Source organism: Xenorhabdus littoralis (assembly GCF_033949345.1).
Taxonomy (GTDB): Bacteria; Pseudomonadota; Gammaproteobacteria; order Enterobacterales; family Enterobacteriaceae; genus Xenorhabdus; species Xenorhabdus littoralis.
Window position 1 is genome coordinate 50,305 of record NZ_VCDP01000053.1, and the last position, 22,136, is coordinate 72,440.

15 protein-coding genes and 1 pseudogene are annotated in these 22,136 nt (G+C 40.4%); 7 read left to right on the forward strand and 9 right to left on the reverse strand.

Annotated features, from left to right (window positions below; genetic code table 11):
* Positions 1–49 precede the first annotated feature (49 nt).
* On the reverse strand, positions 50–208 hold the full coding sequence (locus FE394_RS13580) for a hypothetical protein (RefSeq protein WP_319926903.1): 159 nt from the start codon (positions 206–208) through the stop codon (positions 50–52).
* Between the two features lie 206 nt (positions 209–414).
* Between FE394_RS13580 and potD the strand changes: the two genes are divergently transcribed.
* Together potD and FE394_RS13590 are read left to right on the forward strand one after the other, a co-directional pair.
* Positions 415–1,467 carry a spermidine/putrescine ABC transporter substrate-binding protein PotD gene (gene potD, locus FE394_RS13585; protein WP_319926926.1) on the forward strand — a complete coding sequence of 351 codons (1,053 nt, stop codon included), beginning with the start codon at positions 415–417 and terminating at the stop codon, positions 1,465–1,467.
* A gap of 462 nt (positions 1,468–1,929) precedes the next feature.
* Positions 1,930–3,498 (forward strand): ATP-binding cassette domain-containing protein, encoded by a 1,569-nt coding sequence (locus tag FE394_RS13590; protein WP_319926904.1) that lies wholly within the window; start codon positions 1,930–1,932, stop codon positions 3,496–3,498.
* 224 nt (positions 3,499–3,722) lie between these two features.
* Here FE394_RS13590 and FE394_RS13595 read toward each other — a convergent pair whose 3' ends face one another.
* Positions 3,723–4,595, reverse strand: coding sequence for a phosphorothioated DNA-binding restriction endonuclease (locus tag FE394_RS13595; protein WP_319926905.1), 873 nt, complete (start codon positions 4,593–4,595; stop codon positions 3,723–3,725).
* A gap of 845 nt (positions 4,596–5,440) precedes the next feature.
* Between FE394_RS13595 and epmA the strand changes: the two genes are divergently transcribed.
* Complete coding sequence (gene epmA / locus FE394_RS13600; RefSeq protein ID WP_319926906.1) at positions 5,441–6,418, forward strand: elongation factor P--(R)-beta-lysine ligase; 978 nt, start codon at positions 5,441–5,443, stop codon at positions 6,416–6,418.
* A gap of 109 nt (positions 6,419–6,527) precedes the next feature.
* Here the strand turns inward: epmA and glpQ are convergent, their stop codons facing one another.
* Positions 6,528–7,604 carry a glycerophosphodiester phosphodiesterase gene (glpQ, locus tag FE394_RS13605; RefSeq protein ID WP_319926907.1) on the reverse strand — a complete coding sequence of 359 codons (1,077 nt, stop codon included), beginning with the start codon at positions 7,602–7,604 and terminating at the stop codon, positions 6,528–6,530.
* A gap of 481 nt (positions 7,605–8,085) precedes the next feature.
* On the reverse strand, positions 8,086–9,438 hold the full coding sequence (gene glpT, locus FE394_RS13610; RefSeq protein WP_319926908.1) for a glycerol-3-phosphate transporter: 1,353 nt from the start codon (positions 9,436–9,438) through the stop codon (positions 8,086–8,088).
* Between the two features lie 963 nt (positions 9,439–10,401).
* Here glpT and FE394_RS13615 point away from each other — a divergent pair.
* The 4 genes and pseudogenes from FE394_RS13615 (at position 10,402) to FE394_RS13630 (ending at position 15,045) form a co-directional block, all read left to right on the forward strand.
* Positions 10,402–13,560 carry a thioester reductase domain-containing protein gene (locus FE394_RS13615; protein WP_319926909.1) on the forward strand — a complete coding sequence of 1,053 codons (3,159 nt, stop codon included), beginning with the start codon at positions 10,402–10,404 and terminating at the stop codon, positions 13,558–13,560.
* Positions 13,557–13,751, forward strand: coding sequence for an MbtH family NRPS accessory protein (locus tag FE394_RS13620; protein ID WP_319926910.1), 195 nt, complete (start codon positions 13,557–13,559; stop codon positions 13,749–13,751). The genes FE394_RS13615 and FE394_RS13620 overlap by 4 nt, the downstream gene beginning before the upstream one ends.
* A gap of 271 nt (positions 13,752–14,022) precedes the next feature.
* A pseudogene (locus FE394_RS13625) lies at positions 14,023–14,470 on the forward strand (FAD-dependent oxidoreductase); the annotation flags it as partial.
* A 212-nt stretch (positions 14,471–14,682) separates the two neighbouring features.
* Complete coding sequence (locus FE394_RS13630) at positions 14,683–15,045, forward strand: DUF4172 domain-containing protein (RefSeq protein WP_319926911.1); 363 nt, start codon at positions 14,683–14,685, stop codon at positions 15,043–15,045.
* A gap of 158 nt (positions 15,046–15,203) precedes the next feature.
* Here the strand turns inward: FE394_RS13630 and FE394_RS13635 are convergent, their stop codons facing one another.
* From FE394_RS13635 to FE394_RS13655, 5 genes are all read right to left on the reverse strand, one after another.
* On the reverse strand, positions 15,204–16,442 hold the full coding sequence (locus tag FE394_RS13635; protein WP_319926912.1) for a hypothetical protein: 1,239 nt from the start codon (positions 16,440–16,442) through the stop codon (positions 15,204–15,206).
* 10 nt (positions 16,443–16,452) lie between these two features.
* Positions 16,453–16,839, reverse strand: coding sequence for a tetratricopeptide repeat protein (locus tag FE394_RS13640; protein WP_319926913.1), 387 nt, complete (start codon positions 16,837–16,839; stop codon positions 16,453–16,455).
* Between the two features lie 94 nt (positions 16,840–16,933).
* Positions 16,934–18,403 carry an HlyD family type I secretion periplasmic adaptor subunit gene (locus tag FE394_RS13645; protein WP_319926914.1) on the reverse strand — a complete coding sequence of 490 codons (1,470 nt, stop codon included), beginning with the start codon at positions 18,401–18,403 and terminating at the stop codon, positions 16,934–16,936.
* A 17-nt stretch (positions 18,404–18,420) separates the two neighbouring features.
* Positions 18,421–20,520, reverse strand: a complete 2,100-nt coding sequence (locus tag FE394_RS13650) for a type I secretion system permease/ATPase (protein ID WP_319926915.1) — start codon at positions 20,518–20,520, stop codon at positions 18,421–18,423.
* Between the two features lie 310 nt (positions 20,521–20,830).
* Positions 20,831–21,931, reverse strand: a complete 1,101-nt coding sequence (locus FE394_RS13655; protein WP_319926916.1) for a glycerol dehydrogenase — start codon at positions 21,929–21,931, stop codon at positions 20,831–20,833.
* Positions 21,932–22,136 lie beyond the last annotated feature (205 nt).

The window sequence follows — 22,136 nt, forward strand, 5'->3', positions numbered from 1 at the left end:
CATAGGTAAACTATTTCAATAATCACGCCATTGGTGGAAATGAGCTTCATTATTTATCTGCCAGCTTCCTGTTTGATATATCGAGTAGGGCGATAATCTCAGAAAATTCAGTATCTAGCTTCTCTTTCTGTAATGTTTCAGATTTTTCTTCACTGGTAATAGCTACAGTGGGTTTTTTAAGGTTGTGTGTGATAGTGAATTCATTCATGAAATTACTTTCCTCTGTTTGTGCGTTTTATGTAATTTTGTAATCAAAATAAATTAATCGTACAACTCGTCAACCTACACCATAACAAGTGGCTTTACCCTACAAAATACGGCTCTTATAATAGCCGCTTTTCGGGGATAGGTTCACGCGAACCTATATGATACTAACGCACCAACTGCGAGGGGAAACACTACATGAAAAACAACATGAAAAAGTGGTTCTGTCTGTTAGCCGCTGGGATGATGGCATTAAGTATTGGTTCGGTGAATGCTGCTGCCGCAGATGACGGCAAGACGCTGTATTTCTACAACTGGACTGAATATGTTCCGCCTGGTCTGCTTAACCAGTTCACTAAAGAAACTGGGATTAAGGTGATTTATTCCACCTATGAATCCAATGAGAGCATGTACACTAAGCTGAAAACTTATAAAGACGGCGCATACGATTTAGTTGTTCCATCCACTTACTTTGTCTCAAAGATGAGTAAAGAAGGGATGCTGCAAAAAATTGACAAGAGCAAACTGAGCAATTTCCATAATCTTGACCCCAATCTGCTCCATAAGTCATTTGACCCGAATAACGATTACTCCATCCCTTATATCTGGGGTGCCACGGCGATTGGCGTTAACAGTGATAATGTTGATCCGAAATCCATTACTTCGTGGGCTGATTTTTGGAAGCCTGAGTATAAAAGCAGTTTAGTGCTGACGGATGATGCGCGTGAAGTCTTCCAGATGGCGTTACTGAAACTGGGACATTCCGGCAACACCACTGATCCGAAAGAGATTGAAGCCTCTTATCAGGAATTACAAAAGTTGATGCCGAATGTACTGGCATTTAACTCTGATAATCCTGCCAATCCCTTTATGGAAGGCGAAGTGGATGTGGGCATGATGTGGCCGGGTTCTGCCTATGTTGCCCGTCAGTCAGGCACACCGGTTGAGATTATCTGGCCGAAAGAAGGTGGAATTTTCTGGATGGATAGTCTGGCAATTCCTGCTAATGCCAAGAATGTCGAAGGTGCGTTGAAACTGATTAACTTCCTGCTGCGCCCTGAGATTGCAGCACAAGTGGCTGAGAAAGTCGGCTATCCGACGCCGAATCTGGCAGCGAAAAAACTCCTGCCCAAAGCAATGACGGAAGATAAATCTCTGTATCCGGATAATTCGATTATCGATAAAGGAGAATGGCAGAATGATGTTGGCAATGCCAATATCCTGTATGAAGAGTATTTCCAGAAGCTGAAAGCGGGTCAGTGAACCGGCATTGAGTTTGAAGGAAAGGGCGCAATTATGCTTTTTTTATCGGATAACATCAGTTGAGCCTTGGAAACAATACGCCATAAAAGCTCTTGTCGGTAAAGAGACACAGCCATTATTAATTGCAAAGTAACAGGCTCTAAGAGCGGGATCTTAGAGCCGTTATAACGCACTGGTAGGAATGTTCAAAAGCCATATTAATGACTTCATTTATTATATTTCTTATTATTTTTTAGACTATATTGTCTAACGCTATCATCTCTGATTATAATATCGCCGTTATTTCTCTGACAAACCTAACCAAGAAGGCATTTCCCTACGATGAACTAAGCACTGCCAGAAAATGTATACAGATACCCAATAGTATTCTTTTTTCTGTTCCTGGCAGGCAATAGTTATCATCCGTTTCTCTCCTGAAAAGAGATCCCTGCGTTGTCTGCCACCTGCACTCAGGAGGTACGCATGGCGATAGCCTGTCATTTTTCGCAACTTAGTATCGAATTTAATCAAAAGAACCTTTTTCCGCCCCTGAGCGGTACACTGTTTTGCCAACAAACCGCACTGATCGGCAGTAACGGAAAAGGTAAATCAGTACTGTTACGGCTGCTGGCACAGAGACTATTACCTACCTCAGGACATTTAGTCTGGAATATGCCCTTTACCTATGTTGACCAACTGACCCGACTGGCGGGAGAAACCATTGCTGATGCCTTGAGTGTCACAGCTCTCTATCACTCTTTTCAACGGGTAGAAGCGGGGACAGCGACAATGGATGACTTCGAAAGACTTGATGGCAAGTGGCAGCAACCGGCTATGTGGCAGAACCTGCTGGGCTCCGCCCGTTTACCTGTATCGATGGAGACTCTGGTACAAAACCTCAGTGGAGGGCAACAAACCCGACTTGCCCTATGTCGTGCTTTTCTGCATAGCGACCACTTTCTCCTGTTGGATGAACCGGATAACCATCTTGACCATGAGGGGCGACAGTGGTTTACCGACAGGCTGGAACAACACAAAGCAGGTTCACTGGTGGTCACTCATAACCGCACTCTACTTGCTCATATGCAGACGATCTTTGAGTTAACCGACAAGGGCCTCTGCGAATATGGCGGCAACTATACACTTTATGAAGAGCAGAAGGCTTCCTCCATAGCATCACTTGAAGCGGCCTCTGAGCGTCTGGACACCCGTATCGGTAACGAAAAGCGTCAACAACAGACCAGCCTTAAAAAAGCAGCTCAACGGCGCAGACAAGGAGAAGCTATCCGCCGCAGTGGTTCTCAGTCACTCCTGTTACTGGATATGCAGAAAAATCGTGCGGAACAACGGCAGTCTAATATTGCCCAACGTCATCAACGGGTACTGGGAAACCTGCAAACACAATTGCAGGATCTCAATGAGAAAAAGACACATACCCGACAACAAAAAATGATTCTGAACTACCAGCCGGACGGACAGAAGATAACCCTGTTTGTCTCAGAGCTCAGATTGCCCTACGGCTATCCTGAGCCACTCTCATTCACGGTTTATAGCGGGGAACACTGGCATATCAAAGGCAGTAACGGCAGCGGCAAATCGACCCTCTTGAAAGTTCTGAGTGGAGAAATTCTGCCTGTATCAGGAGAATATCGGATAAATGATATTTTTTGTTACCTCGACCAGCACCTGAACCTACTGGATAAGACCCTGCCGGTTGCTGAAGCATTACATCACTACCAACCTGCATTTTCTGTCGAACAATGGCGGACTCAGCTTGGTATGTTACGGATAAGAGGGAATAAATCGCTACAGCCTTTAAATCAGCTCAGCGGGGGTGAACAATTGAAAGCCACGCTGCTTGCCCTGACACACAGCCCCTCACCTCCGGCTGTGCTCTTGCTGGATGAGCCGGATAACCACCTTGATCTGGATTCAAAGCAGTTGTTAGAGAACTTACTTTGTGAATATCAGGGGACATTACTGCTGGTTTCCCATGATGAGGCATTCGTTGAAAACTGTGGTATCACACATGAACTGAATCTTTCCGACTGATACAAAATAGGCTGCTTTGTGGGTAATGCCGATCAGTTAAGCAAAAAATGATCGGTTGAACGTTCCTGCTAATGCCTTATAAAGGCTCTAAAATCCATCTTTTAGAGCCGGTTACTTCGCAATTAACAATAACCTTCACCCTTCACCCTTACAAATGGCTATGTGCTTAAACAAATTCATCTGATATACCGTTTTTGGTTAGAAGCAGCAGAGACGCTTGTGAATTATTGCTTAAACACTTGATCACGATGCCAGGTAATAAAACCTTCCAAAGGGTAATAGTCTCTGTTTTGGGGAAGTAATATTTGTTTTTTCGCGAAATTCCAAAAAAGATGCTTAACCATCGGGCCGCCATTAATACTTTCTGAAATCAGTAAATTCATATTATTGTCAATGCCGATTGATCCCATATCGAATGCAGAATGATGCAGTGAACACAGGGCGAGTCCGTTGTTTACGGTACAGGGGCCACCGTATTGTTTCCATTTGATGTGTGCTGCTTCCAGACCAACGGGAGTATCGTCATGTCGAAGATTGTAGCCACAAATTGCACATTCGTAGTTATAGGCCCGCAATATTTGTTGGCGAAAACGCGGATCACGTATTTTGCGGTTATTACTTAAAGAAAAGTCCAGTTGATTGGCAAGCAGCTCCTGTACGCTGTCAGGGAAATGCTCACTGAGGATCTGCTGCGCCAGTTTATCGATCACAGCGGGATTTTTGCGTAATAACTGATAACTTTGTTGGTCGAAACCCGCTTTAACACTAAATTCAATCAATTCACGCTTTGGCGGTTGTCTGCTGCCTTTTTGTGGTGTGCATAGCTCAGCATTCTGCAACGCCCAAAAACCGTCGCCACGTAAGCGCCAGAACGGTAAAGAAGGATCGTGATTTTTGCGTTTTGGGCCAAAATGGTTGAGTAGATTCAGCAACGGCTGGTGGATCTCTTTCCCATAATCAAACAGTTGTTCATGGCCTTTCTGATATTGAGATAGCACATACAGTAGCAATAATGGCTTGTGTGGCGCACGTTGATCCTGCTTGCGCCATATCGAAAGGTTTGAAATTGCGGTTTGTAGTTGTTTGATTGTGGTCATGTAACTTGTTTGATTTATGGGTAAAGGTATTGCGATCATGCTCGCAAAAATGAGGAAGAGCAAGGTGTTAATATATAAATAAAAGCAGTTGAGAAGCACTATTTATTAAATAATATTCTGTACTGAAAGGGGAATTATATTAATATCAGTGATACGAGTTGTTGCAATTTATTAAAAATAAAATTTTAATTTTTATATATTAATAAACGATAACCCTTTCCTAAAACCAGCCGGAAATTATTTTGTTAAAATGAAAATATTTTTTGATACTATAGAATTTACTGACGGGCTTTTAAATATATCCCTATCGTCTTTCAAATTAGATCATGGCGGCAATGGCCTGAATACTAACATAGCTATCTGTCATTGGGCTTAAACGTTAACTCTAATTATTTTAATCTGAAAAACTTGAATATGTTTTATTTTAACGATTATTCAAAGGCGTGTTTTTATAAGTGGCAATAAAATTAAAAAATCAAACTAAATTTTATGGAAATTAAACAGTAATTAAATTGAGAACTTACCCTGAATTTTCACCAGTCTAAAATAATAATGTTGAGGTGGTGTTTAAAGATGGGAGTGATAATATGCAATATGACTTTTATTTAAATAACCCTGACGGTGAAATAGAGGGAGTCCCAGTATTCGCAACGTTATTGTATTCGTTAACTTAAAATAAAAAAATTGATATTCAATCCAATGAATTTACGGGTGAACATGATGAAAGATACATTGTAGGTATTACCATCACAAATGAACATGGTTGACAACGCTACAAGTTATTTGTCTGTCAGGCTTGATGCGGGTAAACTGCGCGTTTTGTTTTATTTTGGAGTCATAGGAACATGAACGAAGTCGCGAATTGGCAGCCAAGTGCCCCTATCGCCAATTTATTGAAAAGGGCGGAGATTCTTGCAGAAATACGGCGCTTTTTCGCAGATCGCGGAGTGTTGGAAATTGAAACACCTGCGATGAGTCAGGCAACTGTCACCGATGTCCATCTGGTACCTTTCCAGACACAGTTCATCGGGCCGGGAGCGGCAGATGGCTTAACTCTGTACCTGATGACCAGTCCTGAATACCATATGAAGCGTCTGCTGGCGGCAGGAAGTGGTTCCATTTATCAGATGGGGAAAAGTTTCCGCAATGAAGAGGCGGGACGCCACCATAATCCTGAGTTTACTATGCTGGAGTGGTATCGCCCCCATTACGATATGTATCGCTTGATGAATGAAGTTGATGATCTGTTACAGCAGATCCTGGACTGTGAAAGTGCTGAATCACTTTCTTACCAGCAGGCATTCATTCGCTATCTGGATATCGATCCCCTTACGGCAAGCAAAGAAAAATTGCGTGAAGTGGCGGCGAAACTCGATCTCAGTAATATCGCTGATCAGGAAGAGGATCGGGATATTCTGCTGCAATTGCTTTTTGTCATGGGGGTAGAACCTCAGATAGGCATTGAAAAACCAACGTTCATCTACCACTTCCCTGCATCTCAGGCGGCACTGGCAGAAATCAGTAAGGAAGATCACCGCGTTGCCCAGCGTTTTGAGGTTTATTTTAAGGGCATGGAACTGGCGAATGGTTTTCGTGAACTGACTGACAGCAATGAACAACGGCAGCGTTTTGAACTGGATAACCGTAAGCGAGAAGCAATGGGTTTGCCTGTCCAGCCGATTGATGAATACTTGCTTGCCGCTCTCGCGCATGGAATGCCCGAATGTGCGGGTGTTGCATTAGGCGTGGATCGTCTGATTATGCTGGCACTGGGTGCTGAGCGGATCAGTGAAGTTATTGCTTTTCCGGTGGGAATTTCGTAATAACTCGTTAGCGAATTTTTTCGGCTAACTTTTCAGTGGATTAAAGGGGCAACCGGAGCTGCCCCTTTATTATTTGCTTATCTACCTTTCCAAATCCGTTGGGTATAGATTATTTATGCTCGTTGTGTTTTTCCAGAAACTTCACGGCCAAATCAGGGAAATCGGTGAATGCCCCATCGACATTGGCTTTGTCGAAAACGATATCAAACAATTGATTTCCGTTAGTGGCATATTTTGGCAATTGATCGATGCGAATAGTATACGGATGTACCGCCAGATGGCTGGCATGAGCCTCTTTTACCATGCCGGTCAACTTAATATGATTCGGGGTAGAGTCACTGGCGATAAGCATGTGATAGTCAGGGCCAATGCCATCAGCATATTTTGCCACTTCTTTCATCGCACCCGGCTTAAACATCCACTCATAGCTGTAGTTCTGCCATGTACCATCCGGTTTTTGTTCGTAGGTTTCGTTCCAGTCGGTATAAGCGATAAGCTGGACAAGTTTCAGATCCATTCCCAGCTTTGGCTCAAGTTCATTTTTGATGCGTTTCAGTTCATTGGCATCAAAGCATTGCAGATACACTTTATCGCTCTTTTTGGTGTAGCCATATTGTTTCAGGACTTCCAATACCTTAGTGGTGATATCCTTGCCTTCCTGACGATGGAACCACGGTGCTTTGATTTCAGGATAGATACCAATGTTTTTGCCAGTGGATTTGTTCAGGCCCTGAATAAACTCAAGCTCTTCCTGAAAGGTATGAATGTGGAAATCTGATTTTCCCATTGGAAAACGGTTAGGATAACTTTGGACTTTTTTACCCTCTTTGATATCAAAACCTTCGGTGAATTTCAGAGATCTGATTTCGGGTAAAGTAAAGTCGATCGCATAATAGCGGCCATCAGCACGGGCGCGGTTTGGAAAACGCTCTGCGACATCGGTTACGCGGTCAAGATAATGGTCGTGCAACACAACTAATTCATTATCTTTAGTCATGACCAGATCTTGTTCCAGATAATCAGCACCCTGCGCATAAGCCAATGCTTTGGCTGGCAGTGTGTGCTCAGGTAAATAGCCGCTGGCGCCACGGTGAGCAATAACAATTTTATCAGCGGCATGTGCAATGCCTGACATTGATGATGCTAGCAGGATTCCTGCCATGATTGCTTTGATCGGGGTCTGCATTGGGCTCTCCATTTATTTTAATAAAAATATTAAATAAAAAATGATGTTACTTGAAATCCATTGGGTATATATAAAATAAGGATATAACACAATCCTGAATATTGATTTTACCAGTAGCATGTCACAGTTTTATGACATGAAAATTTTACTTTAGATGTTTTTTATAACTGTTTTTGTGTCGTTGTCATTAAGTAAGCAGAATTATAAAATTAGGTCTGGTTTATTTATACCGGATTTCGCTTAAGTTAATAAATTTAAGTTAATAAGTTTAATTTATATATATTAATTACAATAAACCCGGTGATTTTTAAAACTGCTGAATATAGATGGAAATCGATTATACATATTATTAGAAGATTTTCAGGGTGATATCATATTCCTGAAAATAAAAAGCATCTCAGTAAATAAAATGCTCTTAGTGAAATCGCAGTACAATCAATTTGTACTGCGATTCACCATTAATCAGTGTTTTTAGTCAAGATTACTGATTTAAGCGAGCTATCTCCTGCTTATGTTTATTTTCACTTAACATGACAAACAAAAGCAGAATAACAGATAGTGCGCTACCGCCGATCATGACCGCAAAGCCACCATCCCAGCCTAAGTAGTCAACGGTGTAACCGACGATGATACTGGCTGCGACTGAACCACCCAAATAGCCAAACAAACCGGTAAACCCTGCGGCTGTTCCGGCTGCTTTTTTCGGTGCCAGCTCAAGAGCGTGAAGACCAATCAGCATCACCGGGCCATAAATCAGGAAGCCGATAACAAGCATACAGATCATATCGACAGTTGGGTTACCCGGAGGGTTCATCCAGAATACGATAGTAGCGATAGTCACCAGTATCATAAAGAATACCCCGGTTGCACCACGGTTGCCCTTAAATACTTTGTCAGACATCCAGCCGCACAACAATGTCCCCGGAATCCCCGCATATTCATACAGGAAATAAGCCCAGGAAGATTTATCCATGGTGAAGTGTTTGACTTCCTTCAGGTAAGTCGGTGACCAGTCAAGAATCCCGTAACGCAGCAAGTAAACGAAAACGTTGGCAATCGCAATCATCCACAGCAATTTATTCGGTAGAATGTACTGCATGAAAATCTCTTTTGCAGTCAGTTCTTTTTCATTTTTTTCTGTGTAATCAGGTGGATAGTCGTTTTTATACTCTTCGATTGGAGGTAAACCACAAGATTGTGGAGTATCACGCATCAAAGCGAAAACGATGATAGCCACGAGGATGGCAGCAAATGCCGGCATATAGAATGCGGCTTTCCAGTCATTGAACCACGCCATACCCAGCATGAACAACAATGGTGGCAGGCCACCGCCTACGTTATGGGCACAGTTCCAGACAGAAACAATTCTGCCCCGCTCTTTTTGTGACCACCAGTGAACCATCGTGCGTCCACAAGGAGGCCAGCCCATTCCCTGAAACCAGCCACACAGGAACAGAAGAGCAAACATGATAGCAATGCTGGACGTTGCCCACGGTACGAAGCCCATAAACAGCATAACAGCCGCAGCCAGTATCAGTCCCGCAGGCAAGAAAACCCGCGGATTCGAGCGGTCGGAAACGGAACCCATAATGAATTTTGAGAATCCGTACGCAATTGAAATCCCAGACAATGCGAAACCGAGATCACCTTTGGAAAAGCCTTCATCAATTAAGGAAGGTATTGCCAGGGCAAAGTTTTTCCTCACCAGATAGTAAGCCGCATATCCGAAGAAGATCCCCATAAAAATTTGCCAGCGCAAGCGACGATAAAGTGGATCTACTTCTTGCGCAGGCAACCGGGCTTTATGGGGAGCCGGTTTAAAGATACTTAACATGTTTGTCTCCACATGACTTTTGTATGAGCGCGTTACCACTATTGAGCAGTGGTACCACTAAACGAAAGATTTCGGATAATTATTTTCTATATCGAAGATAATATTAGTCAAAACAATCTTATTTGACTGTGATTTATCGCTAACATATAGATATAATTTCGAAAAGGCGGTGATTTTGAGCTATTTAATGTTTTTTTTAAATGCAAATTATTCATAATAATGTGACTGGCGTCACAATAAATGGCTTTTTTTGCTATTTTGTATCTTTAAAGTTCGTTTTCTTTCTTTATCACGCAATGGCTTATTATTATTGAGGATATTTTAGTGATGTAGTAATCATAAAGTTATTCAAATATAACCTGCATAAATATAACGCTATATAAACGTAAATTAATAAATCGACGATGGCATTTTTTTCTTAAATTTGATAAAGGACACTATTTAATTGATAGTGTTTTTTTAAAGGATGTCTTTATTTATTCATATGATTTTATTTTTATTTACATGTTTGGCGTTTTTTATAATGGGATTACAAATAAAATGTTTGAAATTTAAATTCAAAATGACGGATATTACTACAAATAGTTATTCATGCTCATGACCGCAGTTGTTGTGTAGTGTTGAAGAACTGTTTTGTTAGTTAAAGTATATTTATATCAACAAGTTAACTAGATTTGGGGCGGATTGTATAGGCGTAATACACTCTGTTTCACAGTGAATGACTAGTTTTATATAAGTTGATTATTTAATTAATTAAAGATTACAAAATAATACTAATTAATATATTTATTAAATTTGTACTAAATTTTAGCAATTTATTTTCTGATTCAGCTAACGTCAACATAAAGTATTTGAAAATACGGCATGTAGGCCAAAGCTGGAAAATAATGACTACCAGCATAGATGCCTCCATTCATCATGAAAAATGATGAAATAAGTGGAGCTCAGAATGAGAACATCATTATGAATACTTACACACACAAGGCAATATTACACACAGCATTTACTGGGCAAAAACTCTCTCCGGCTGATGATATTGAGATTACTGATAATCTCAGCCATATGGCAGTAGCGCTTGAACCGTGGTTTAAAAATGTTCCTTCTCGGTTAGCTGAGTTAGCAAAGGTTGTACCAAATGATCCCGCCGTTTCTGATCCTCAGGAAACGCTGACATTTGGTGAATTGCATCAGCGAATTGAGAATGCAGCGCATGTCTTGCGTCACCATGGTGTCAAAATGGGAAGCAATGTTGCTATTGCGGCTCAGCGTGGCATCTCATGGTTCATCACTATGCAGGCGATTTGGCGGATTGGGGCAGTGTATATCCCCCTGAATACCATGATGCCAGAAAAACGCCTGAATGATATTCTCGCCAGTCTGCCGGAAAGTATTCTGGTATCTGATGATACTGTGTCGGCGGGGCTTAAGGCGTCAATATTAATCCCTATGAATGTTATCTCATTGGATATCAATAAGATAACCGAAACGACAGAAGGCACTGATATTCCTGAACTGGGCGATCATCCTGCTTATGTGATGTTTACCTCCGGTTCCACAGGATTACCAAAAGCAGTTCAAGTTCAGCATGACAATCTGGCGGCGTGTTTATGTGGCTTTGGCAAATTGCTGTCAATCAGTCAGCGTGACCACATGCTGGCTCTGACCACGTTCTCTTTTGATATCTCAGTCTTGGAGTTACTGCTGACTATCGTTCATGGTGGCAGTATCTACATCACATCAATTGATACCCAACGTGATGCGATGGCGTTGTCAGAAACGTTGTCAGATCCACGATTTACTTTCGCCCAGGCGACACCTGTTACTTGGTCAATGGCCCTGAATGCGGGTTGGAAACCTCGGCCTGAAATGGGGATGCTTTGCGGTGGTGAAGCGTTGTCACAAGATCTGGCCGATAAACTGACTGTCACCGGAGGGACATTGTGGAATGTCTATGGCCCGACAGAAACGACTATCTGGTCAACAGCATTCCGCATGAAAAAAGGCAGCAAAGTTCAATTGGGTGGGCCTATCCCCGGTACCAGTATCACGATTGTGGATAAGCATTTGCGTCCTGTTCCCAAAGGCACGGTAGGAGAAATCCTTATCGGTGGATTGGGTGTGACTGCGGGATATCGCAATAACCCGACTGAAACGGCCAAAAGATATGTTCCCGATATGACCCAAAAAGGCAAAAGGGCGTATTTGACGGGTGATATGGCACGTATGCTTGATGATGGTTCCTTCATTTATATGGGGAGACAGGATGATCAGGTGAAAGTGCGTGGATATCGAATCGAGTTGGGTGAGATAGAAACGGCATTCAGAAAACAAAATGGCGTACAGGATGCCATTATCCGGGTGGCTGGCAGTGGTGACCTTGCCAAGATCCAAGCGTTTATCCTGTTCAATCCGAATATGATTGTTGCGGAGGATTGGGTACACGAAACGCAAGTCTCGCTCAGGGAAGTACTGCATGAAGCCTGGATACCGACTGAATATTACCGTATACCTTATATTCCGCTGACGAGTAGTGGCAAAAGAGACAAGAAGCGGCTGGAAGAGGTTGCGGAACGATTGAATGCCAGTTACGACATGGTAGAGCCGCAAACAGAAACTGAAAAACGTGTTTATGCCGTTTGGCGTGATTTACTGACGGCGGATACATTTGGCATCACGGATGATTTCTTCCGGATCGGGGGGCATTCCATCCTTGTTGCCCGCATGGTAGAAAATATTGAAAAAGAATTTTTACTGAGAATACCCACTTCCGGCATCTATGTTGAACCAACGATTGCCAGAATAGCGGCCATTCTGGATGAAATGATAGCTGCGCGTCAGGCGAATCCTGCTCAAATCGCGGAAACTTATCATAGTGAAGCGTTAATTCGCCAACATGCTGAAACGCTCAGGAAGGATGTTTATCTGAAAGAAAGCGTTCGCCCCGATGGATTGCCTCATGCGAACTGGTATCAGCCAGATACCGTATTGCTGACCGGAGCAACCGGCTATCTTGGCCTGCATTTGCTGGAACAATTGTTGAAACAGACGTCGGCCAGAGTTATTTGCTTATGTCGTGCATCCGATGAAAAACACGCTCGTGACAGAATTAAAGCGGGGTTCAGCAATTACCAGATTGATGTGGGAAATGGGCTTGACCGTGTGGATTTCATTATCGGTGATTTGGGGCAACCACGTTTTGGCTTGCTGCCGGAAACATGGGATCAGCTTGCAGAAGATATTGATGTTATTTATCACAACGGCGCGCTGGTAAATTTCATTTATCCTTATAGCGCACTAAAAAGTATCAATGTTGATGGCACCAGAGCGGCGCTGGAATTAGCCTGTACCGCACGTTTGAAACATTTCCACTATGTTTCTTCCGTGAATGCGCTGTTTGCAACAGAATCGCCTCGTCCTTATATGGAAGATGATCGTGCCATGAGTGAATCGGTGCGTGATCCTTCCGGTTATTCAGGCAGTAAGTGGGTATCAGAGGGGATTATCAACATTGCCCGCGACCGGGGTGTACCTGTCAGTATCTATCGGCCGGGTCTGATCCTCGGACATACCCGAACCGGGGCTGCACAGGGAAATGACTATCTGGTTGCATCCCTGAAAGGTTATCTGGCGATGGGCTTCTATCCTGATCATGCTCTGCTGCTTGATATCGTGCCAGTTGACTATGTGGCGGCATCGTTGGTGCATATATCCAAACAACCGGAATCTAACGGGAAATTCTTCAACTTGTTCAATCCGCAGCAAGTTTCTATCCGGCAGTTTTTCGATTGGGTACAGGATTTTGGCTACATTCTCAATCCAGTGCCCTTTAATGAGGGTAAAGAGAAAATCCTTGCGCTGGAAGATACTCATCCGCTGTATCCGCTTATCCCGCTGATCAGAGATATGACAGAAAGACCTTACCGGGCACTGGACCCCGCTTATATCGATGAGATCCACCCCGAACTGGAGTTGAAAAACACGCTGGCGGGATTGGTCGGAAGTGATATCCGTTGTCCGGTGGTCACCGCTGAATACGTTCATCGGGTACTGCGTTATCTGATTGGAACCGGGTTCTTGCCAGCCCTCCTGCCCGAAAGATTCAAACAGGAGGCTGTAGCATGAAACAGAAGGCGGGAAATATCGCAGGAAATGATGCCATGAATTGGATGGTCGTCATCAATGCCAAAAAACAGTATTCAGTCTGGCCTGCTGAATATGAAATCCCAATAGGATGGATGGCAATCGGCAAGACAGGAGCTAAAGAAGAGTGTCTGAGCTACGTTGCCATGATTTGGCCGGAACCAACAAAATAGATCACTCGCTTATTATCAATTATCGTTAATCGTCATCACGGGTATATTCCTACGGGAATATACCCATTTTTGTTTGCATCCTTGTTTGCCTGTCAAAGCGTGATATTTATCACGATATGTACTTTTTATGCCTCCCTGTGCGCGTTTCTCGCTCGTTATTGTTCCTTATCAAACAAAAAATACGGGTGGTGTTTATATTTTATCTATCTGAACAAGACATTGACCAGCCGCATACGCCACTGGGCATATAAGCGAAAGAGGAGCATTTTCAATGGATAGCTCTCCTGTAACAGAAACCGATGTCATCATTATCGGCGGGGGTGCGACAGGTGCAGGTATTGCAAGGGACTGCGCACGGCGTCGGTTACGCTGTATTTTATTGGAACGTCATGATCTCGCCACGGGCGCAACGGGACGCAATCATGGCTTACTTCACAGTGGGACACGTTATGCCGTAACAGACAGCGAGTCGGCAAAAGAGTGTATTCAGGAAAATAAAATCCTTAAGCGCATTGCCCGTCATTGCATAGAAAAAACCGCATAGAAAAAACCGCATAGAAAAAACCAACGGTTTATTTATCACTTTGCCGGAAGACTCGCTGGAATATCAGCAGACTTTTGTTAAAGCGTGTGAGCAGGCAGGCATAGATGCTCAGACAATGGAACCCGAAGAAGCCCGATACCTCGAACCTTCCGTAAATCCAGATCTCATTGGCGCGGGGTTATTCCGGCTGATTGAAATGTCGACCAACAAGAAATGTGAACATCCGATAAGCTTATTGGCGCGAGCGGTGTAATCAAAGGCGTGAATTTTGGTTGATGAGTCAATTAGGGTGGTTAATCGCCTCATTTCGTGAGGCGAATAGCATTGTTATTTGCCTCATTCCATGAGTAGAATGGCTTGATTATTGACATTATAAGGTGAAATTTAATGTGGATATGGGAACAAGACCATTGGCCGGATTTCCAGTGGAATGAGCCTGTGATGGCACCTTTGTTGCGGGAGATTCATTTTAATCAGGGATTCCTGCTAGGAAGAGCCAGCGATGAAAGTACAGAGCAAGCAACACTGGATAATCTGCTTGCCAGTATTCTCTACTCCTGTGAAATAGAAGGTGAGAAGTTAAATGCGGCATCAGTACGCTCTTCATTGGCAAATAGATTAGGTATCAGTGAAGCCGTTCCTTATCCAACCAGCGAACAGTCAGATGGTATGGCAGAAATTGCCTTTGCTATAGCACGTAATATCAGAAAGTTGCCAAAGTCAGCAGGGCAACAGCGACCCGACATTTAAATCATCTAATAGAACTTGGGTGTCTGAAAAAAACTGAAGCAGGTGGCCGTGATCTCACATATTAACCTATCTACGCTGGCTTTATGAGACAGAATCTTCAATCTAACAGAGACAAATCCAATGAATATGTATCTCTGTTAGATTGACTGTAACTTCTGCTAGCCTATAAGAGGTGTTGTCAGTATAGTAACTGCATTATCCTGTCGTGGAATTATTTGGTTGTTTGATGAACTGACATTTTCAGAACTAAATTCAGCCATAGAGTTAATCATTTTATGAATTTCTTGTTGAGTGGATGCATTGATGTTTTCTTCTCTTAATTTAGAATTAACTTTGAACCAGACATCCACGATATCCGTTATGCTACCATTATCCCAAATAACATTGGAAATTTCTTTATGCCTGTTCCCTGAGTTATCTATATAGAGTTCATCTTTATATTTCAAGTTTATTTCTTTTATTCCTATATCCGATAAACTCATTAATTCATTTTTATCTACAACACCATTGCTATTTCCATCTTTCCATATTTTCAATTTACTCCATTCTTTGTCTTCTATCGATATGATGGAGTCATTGTTTGAATCCAGTTCTGATAATGCTTCAAAGCCATTTTTAAAATTACTCTTTCCATTAACCTCACTAGAGTCCCCAAAAAGTCTTGCTCCAGACTCTATTTTTTCATCGCTATTTTTATCATAAACTAAAAGGCCATCATTTTTATCTACCCAACCTGTTGACTCTTTTTTTCCGTTGTTATTAATGTCGAAATTAACTTTGCCTTCAGGTATAGTGCCAACACCGTCTCTGTTTAAATCAATAATTAATGGTGATGGTAATTCATCATTATTTTCATCGGCCCACTCTTCACCCCATTTATCTGCGGTTTTATAATTTTCATCTATAATGTCACCAAGATTGTCATAATTCCCATCGGGAGAAAAAAATGGTAATAGTTTTTTACCAGAGTTAGAATTTGAATAATCTAGGGCTTCTCTGACAAAATCAACGCAATTATTAGTAAAAAGATTATAGTTTTTTGAGAAGTTTTTCATTTCTCCTAGTGGAGCTTTATTTACAAAATCCACAAATCGTTCTGCATTATCATATCTCATTTGTATTTTAAAACTTTTTACCTTTACTCTATCATATATTGCACCATCATTGTGGGTTATATTGTCATATCCTCCCTCTTTTAAAGAATCACCAGTTGACCAACCTATATCGATCGGTTCTCTTCCCCCTCCCTCAAATGTCATCCAAACATGCCCTGTCATAGATCGAGCAGTTTTACCACTAGAGTATTTTATTTCTGTTCCTCGTGGCACTATATTAACGTTAACGAAATTTCGATCAAGTTGTCCATTTGGTGATAATGGTTTTATTATATGTTTCATATGTTTTCCTTTATTTATGCTCACTCTCTGAATCTGACTTTGTTAACCAATATAGATCATTCATCGCCTGTTTATTTCCTAAATCAGCAGATTTTTTTAAAAAAAACAATGCCTTTTCTTTGCTTTTCTCTACACCTAATCCATTTAGATATAATCTGGATAAATTATGTAAACTTACTCCATCCTTATCTAATAAAGAAGCTTTATTATAATAATATAAAGATTTTTGATAATCTTGTTTCACTCCTTTGCCAAGTTCATACATATACCCTAAATTATTTAGAGCAACATCATTACCTTTTTTAGCTGCCAATAAATAATATTTAAATGCTTCATTGTAATTCTTTTCTTTATGATCTAACCTTAAGGCCTTTTCTATTAATTTACTTTCACTCATAGTGAAATCCTTATTATTAACACAGCCAATTAATAATGTTGTTATAACTATAATAACTAAATGAATTGTTTTATGCATATTAATAACCTATTATTTACCTTTCCCAAAAACTTTCTTCTACCTTGGTTTGTAATGGACTGATTATATAATCGATAACTCTACGCTTTCCTGTTTTTATTTCGGTTGTCACGGTCATTCCTGCTTTTAAATTAATAAACTCTTTGTCAATTTTAATTTTATTATCATCAAGACTAATGACTGTAGGAAAAACAAATCTTTGTTGTTCATCTTCCACTGAGTCATAGCTGATACTTTTAATTTTTCCTGTCAAATAACCATATCGAGTATAAGGAAATGAATCTATTTTTATAACCACAGATTGTCCTTCACGGATAAAACCTATATCTTTATTGTTAACCCTAACTTCAACTTCCTCTGGTAGTTCATCAGGCACAATAACCATCATGGCTTGAGTAGCTGATACTACACCATTGATGGTATGGAAAGCTAATTGCTGTACCCTTCCGTCAACAGGGCTATATAATATAGTTGTTTTGATCCTTTTTTTAGATTTATTAACCTCAGCCAATAGTCGTTGAATATCATTATGTGAATTTCTTTTCATTTCAGTAGCATCTTTGATAACGACTTGGGTATTAATTTCTTTTTCACGATCCACTTCATTGATTTTGTGTTTTAGCTCAAGAAATTTATTTTGATTGATTTCATGCTGATGTTTTAATCTTGACACTTTATCCTTTTGGCTTAACCATTCATGTTGTGATAAATAATTTTTTTTATACAAGCTTTCATAGGATTTCATTCTTTTTGATTCAAGTTGAATAGAAGTCCTTAAAGATGCAATCTCTTCTTGTACAGATTTTGATTCTAATTGGTACTGAAGTTTCTTTTCTACTAATTGTTTGTTTTTATTCATCCACGTTTGATACAATGAATAGGCCACATTTTTTGCTTGTTGATTTTGTTCATCTTTTATTGACTCAATAATATCTCGAATTTCATTTTTATTATCAACTGGTAATAGAATACTCCATTTTAGTTCTGATTTTTCTTCAGAAACCGACATTAATACTGAGTTACCTATCCGATAGTTGGTTAGTGCTATATTGAGAGCCAATATATTCTGTTGATGCTGTTCTTCTGCTCCTAAAACATCAATAACGACTAAAGCATCACCTTTATGAACATATTGGCCTTCTTCAACCAAAATATCTTTTATTTGTCCAGTTTCTAATGGTTGGATTATTTTATTTCGCCCATGACTAATTATTTTTCCCTGACTAATTACATCTATATCTATTTCACTGAAATACGACCAACCGATCATCACCATAAAGAACACCATAATACAGCGAATAGTCCATATTGCTAAAGGTGAAGCCGGAGTTTCTGTTAAAGCCAGATGATCGGGTAAAAAAGCATATTCATCTTTAAGGCGTTTTATAGATACTAATTCATGGCGCTTTATCCATGCAAGCATCCAAGCTGATTTATAACGATGATAAATTTCAATAATACCTTTAAACCAAACGAATATTTGCACAAAAACTCCATTGCAATTCAAACTAATTCAGACATTTTCCTATAAATACCGTTTTCTATATTAATTAACTGATTATGTGAACCCTGCTCTACTATTGTTCCTTCATTCATGACGATAATGCGGTTTGCATGTCTTACAGTAGATAACCTATGCGTAATAATAATGACTGTTCTGTTTTTACAAATCAGAGGCATATTATCAATAATGGCTTTTTCGGACTCGTAATCAAGAGCACTCGTTGCTTCATCAAGAATAAGTATTTTAGGATTGTTTAATAAAACTCTAGCCAATGCGACACGTTGCCTTTGTCCACCAGATAATCCGATACCTTGTTCACTGATTTGTGTATCATATCCTTTAGGTAATTGCATAATAAAATCATGGGCACCAGCCTGTTGACAAGCATGAATAATAAGTTCTAAAGATGCAGCTGGCTGAGTTAATGCAATATTTTCCTTTATTGTTCGGTTAAGAAGTACATTCTCTTGCTGCACAACGCCAATATGACGCCTTAACCAAGTTGGTCCAGCTAAAGCAATATCCAATTCATCAAGCATAATTCTTCCTTTCTCAGGAATATAAAATCGTTGAATAAGCTTAGTTAAAGTGCTTTTTCCCGAGCCAGAACGACCAACTATACCAATAACTTCTTCGGCTTTAATATTTAGGGATAAATTATTTATGTTCCATTTCCCGTCTGTTTGATAGCGAAATCCAACATCTTCAAATTTGATTTGGCCACGTAATGAAGATAAATTTATATTACTTTCAGAATGTTCTACAGGAGTATTTAAAATATCCCCTAAACGCGCAACAGAAATCCCTGTTTGCTGAAAGTCTTGCCATAATTGAGCTAAGCGAATAATTGGAGAAGTAACCTGAGAAGCCAGCATATTAAAAGCAATAAGTTGACCTACAGTAATTTCATTACTAATCACTAAATGAGCACCAAACCATAAAATTATAACAGAACCAACTTTTTGGATTAGTTGAACACCTTGCTGCCCTAAGATAGCCAAGCGGGTAACTTTCATTGCTGAGCTGACATAAGCTGGTAATAGTTCATGCCAACGATTTATGATTTGTCGCTCAGCTGCTAATGATTTCAGTGTTGAAACTGTGCTTACCGTCTCAACCAAGAAAGCTTGATTATCAGCATTTCTGGCAAATTGATTATCTAAACGCCTTCTTAATATTGGACTAACAATTAAAGATAAAATAATGTAAAGTGGGAGAGATGCTAAAACAATTAAGGTTAAAGGCGGGCAGTAATACCACATTACAATAATAAAAAGAAAAGAAAACATAACGTCTAAAAGCGATGTGAATGCCTGCCCTGTTAAAAATTGACGGATGTTTTCTTGTTCTTTAATTCTGGCAATGGTGTCTCCTACTCTTCTAACTTCAAAATATCGAATTGGAAGGTTTATTATATGGCTTAATAGCTTGGAGCCTAATTCAATATCTATTCTATTTGTAGTATGAGAAAAAAGATAGGTTCTTAATCCAGTTAAAATAACATCAAATAAAACAACAACTATAAAAGAAAAGGCAATGACATCTAAAGTGTTATAGCTTTGGTGGACAAGAACTTTATCCATCACAACTTGAAAGAAAAGTGGCGTAATCAATGCAAAAAATTGAATGAAAATAGATAGAGCCAATATTTCAATGAATATATTCCTATATTTGATAATGTAAGGGATAAACCAAGTAAAATCAAACCGTTGTAATTTTCTGGTGACGGATTTCTTTGAGGAAACGAGAATAATTTTACCAGAGTAAATTTTATTAAACTCATTTTTATCAAAAATATGATTGCTTTTTTCTTTTATATTATAGATAAGATATTTATCATCTTCTGATTTCAGTAAAATAAATGATTCTTCTTTTTCTTTTCCTAAAACTAAGGCAGGAAGAGAAATAAGTTTTAATCTATCAATGGATTTTTCTACTAACCTAGCGTGAAGTGAATTTTTCTTAGCTGCCAATATCCATTGGGTTACACCAAAATATCCATTTTTATCAGAGAACTGATTTTTTAATTCAGAATAATCCAAATTAATTCCATGATATCCAGCGATCAAAGTTAGGCTTGTTATCAATGATTGAGACAATCAAATACCTTTTATTATAGTTTAATTTTAATTTGGATATAATAATACATGAAAATCATTATTGGTCAATATGATTTTTTTGTCTGTTTTATATATGGGTTTTTATATGATTAAAGGTATGTGTATATTAATAAAAAATATATATTGTTATTATAATCTAGGGAATTAAAAGGTATATTTTAATTTCAGGTCGTTAAAATTCAGGCCGTTAAAAACCATCAGGGCGGGAATTCCCGCCCTGATGCTGTCGAATGACTTTCATAGAACTGTTGTCATATAACTGTTTTCACAGAATGGCTTTCACAACAACTTAATACAACCAATCCTGTCCCATTCGATCTGCGGCCAAGATCGCGGCATAAACTTGCTCTGGTGTCACAGTAAAAGGCATATTGTGAATGGTTTCATCTTCAGCGCAGCTTGCGATGGCAACTTGCATGAGCTTTTGATTCAGCTTTTCATTATCACGCAAGCCCAGTTGTTCCAGCGTGACTGGCAAACCCATCTGTACACAGAAATCGAGTACGGTTTCCAATTCCTCAGTGGGACTATTTTCCAATACCAATTGCACCAGAGTACCAAACGCAACTTTTTCCCCGTGATAGAGATGATGACACTCTTCCAATATGGTAAAACCATTGTGGATAGCGTGGGCAGCAGCCAGCCCCGCACTTTCAAAACCGATACCGCTGAGATAGGTATTCGCTTCAACAATATTTTCAACCGCAGGTGTACTAACGCCGGCGTCTATCGCGAGTTTTGCCTTGTAACCTTCGGCCAGCAGAGTGTCATAACACAGCTTCGCCAGTGCCAGACCTGTGTTGGATGCTGCACCACCTGCCATGGTTGGTTTGTGTGCGGCACTACTGGCCCGGGCTTCAAAATAGGTGGCGAGAGCATCTCCCATCCCTGCCACAAACAGACGTACAGGTGCTTTGGCAATGATATTAGTATCTACCAGTACAATATTTGGATTCTGTGGATAGAGCAGATAACTGTCGAATTTACCCAGTTCGGTATACAAGACGGAAAGGGCACTGGTCGGTGCATCCGTTGAAGCAAGGGTAGGAGAAATAACCACGGGTATTTTGGATTCGTACGCTATCGCCTTGGCAGTATCAAGCGTTTTACCACCCCCCAGCCCGATAACGGCCTGACATTGATTATTCACTAGAATGGCGGACAGACGTTGGATTTCACTATGGCTGCACTCGCCGTTAAAGATTTCGAAATGGTTAGTGACTTCGTGTTCTTCTAGGCTTTTGCTGACGGTATCCCCAATAAGGCTCATCACGAAATTATCGGCAATCACGAAAACGTGGTCAGCAAGCATTTTGGTATATCGACCAATGTGGGATAACGCATCTGGTCCTTGGATATATTTGGATGGAGACTGGATCACTTTCAGCATAAGAAATATTCCTTCTTCACTGGAAATTGAGCGTGGAGTTGGTCTATGGCAGACAGTTATGCCCTTCGTCTTTCAAACTGTAACTCGAAATCCATTGGGTATAGAGGTGATTGCCTGTCCATCAACACTGTCCACCAAAACTGTCCATCAATACTATACGGCAAAATATATAGAAGGGTTATGAGTAAAAGCAGGAAATGCGTGA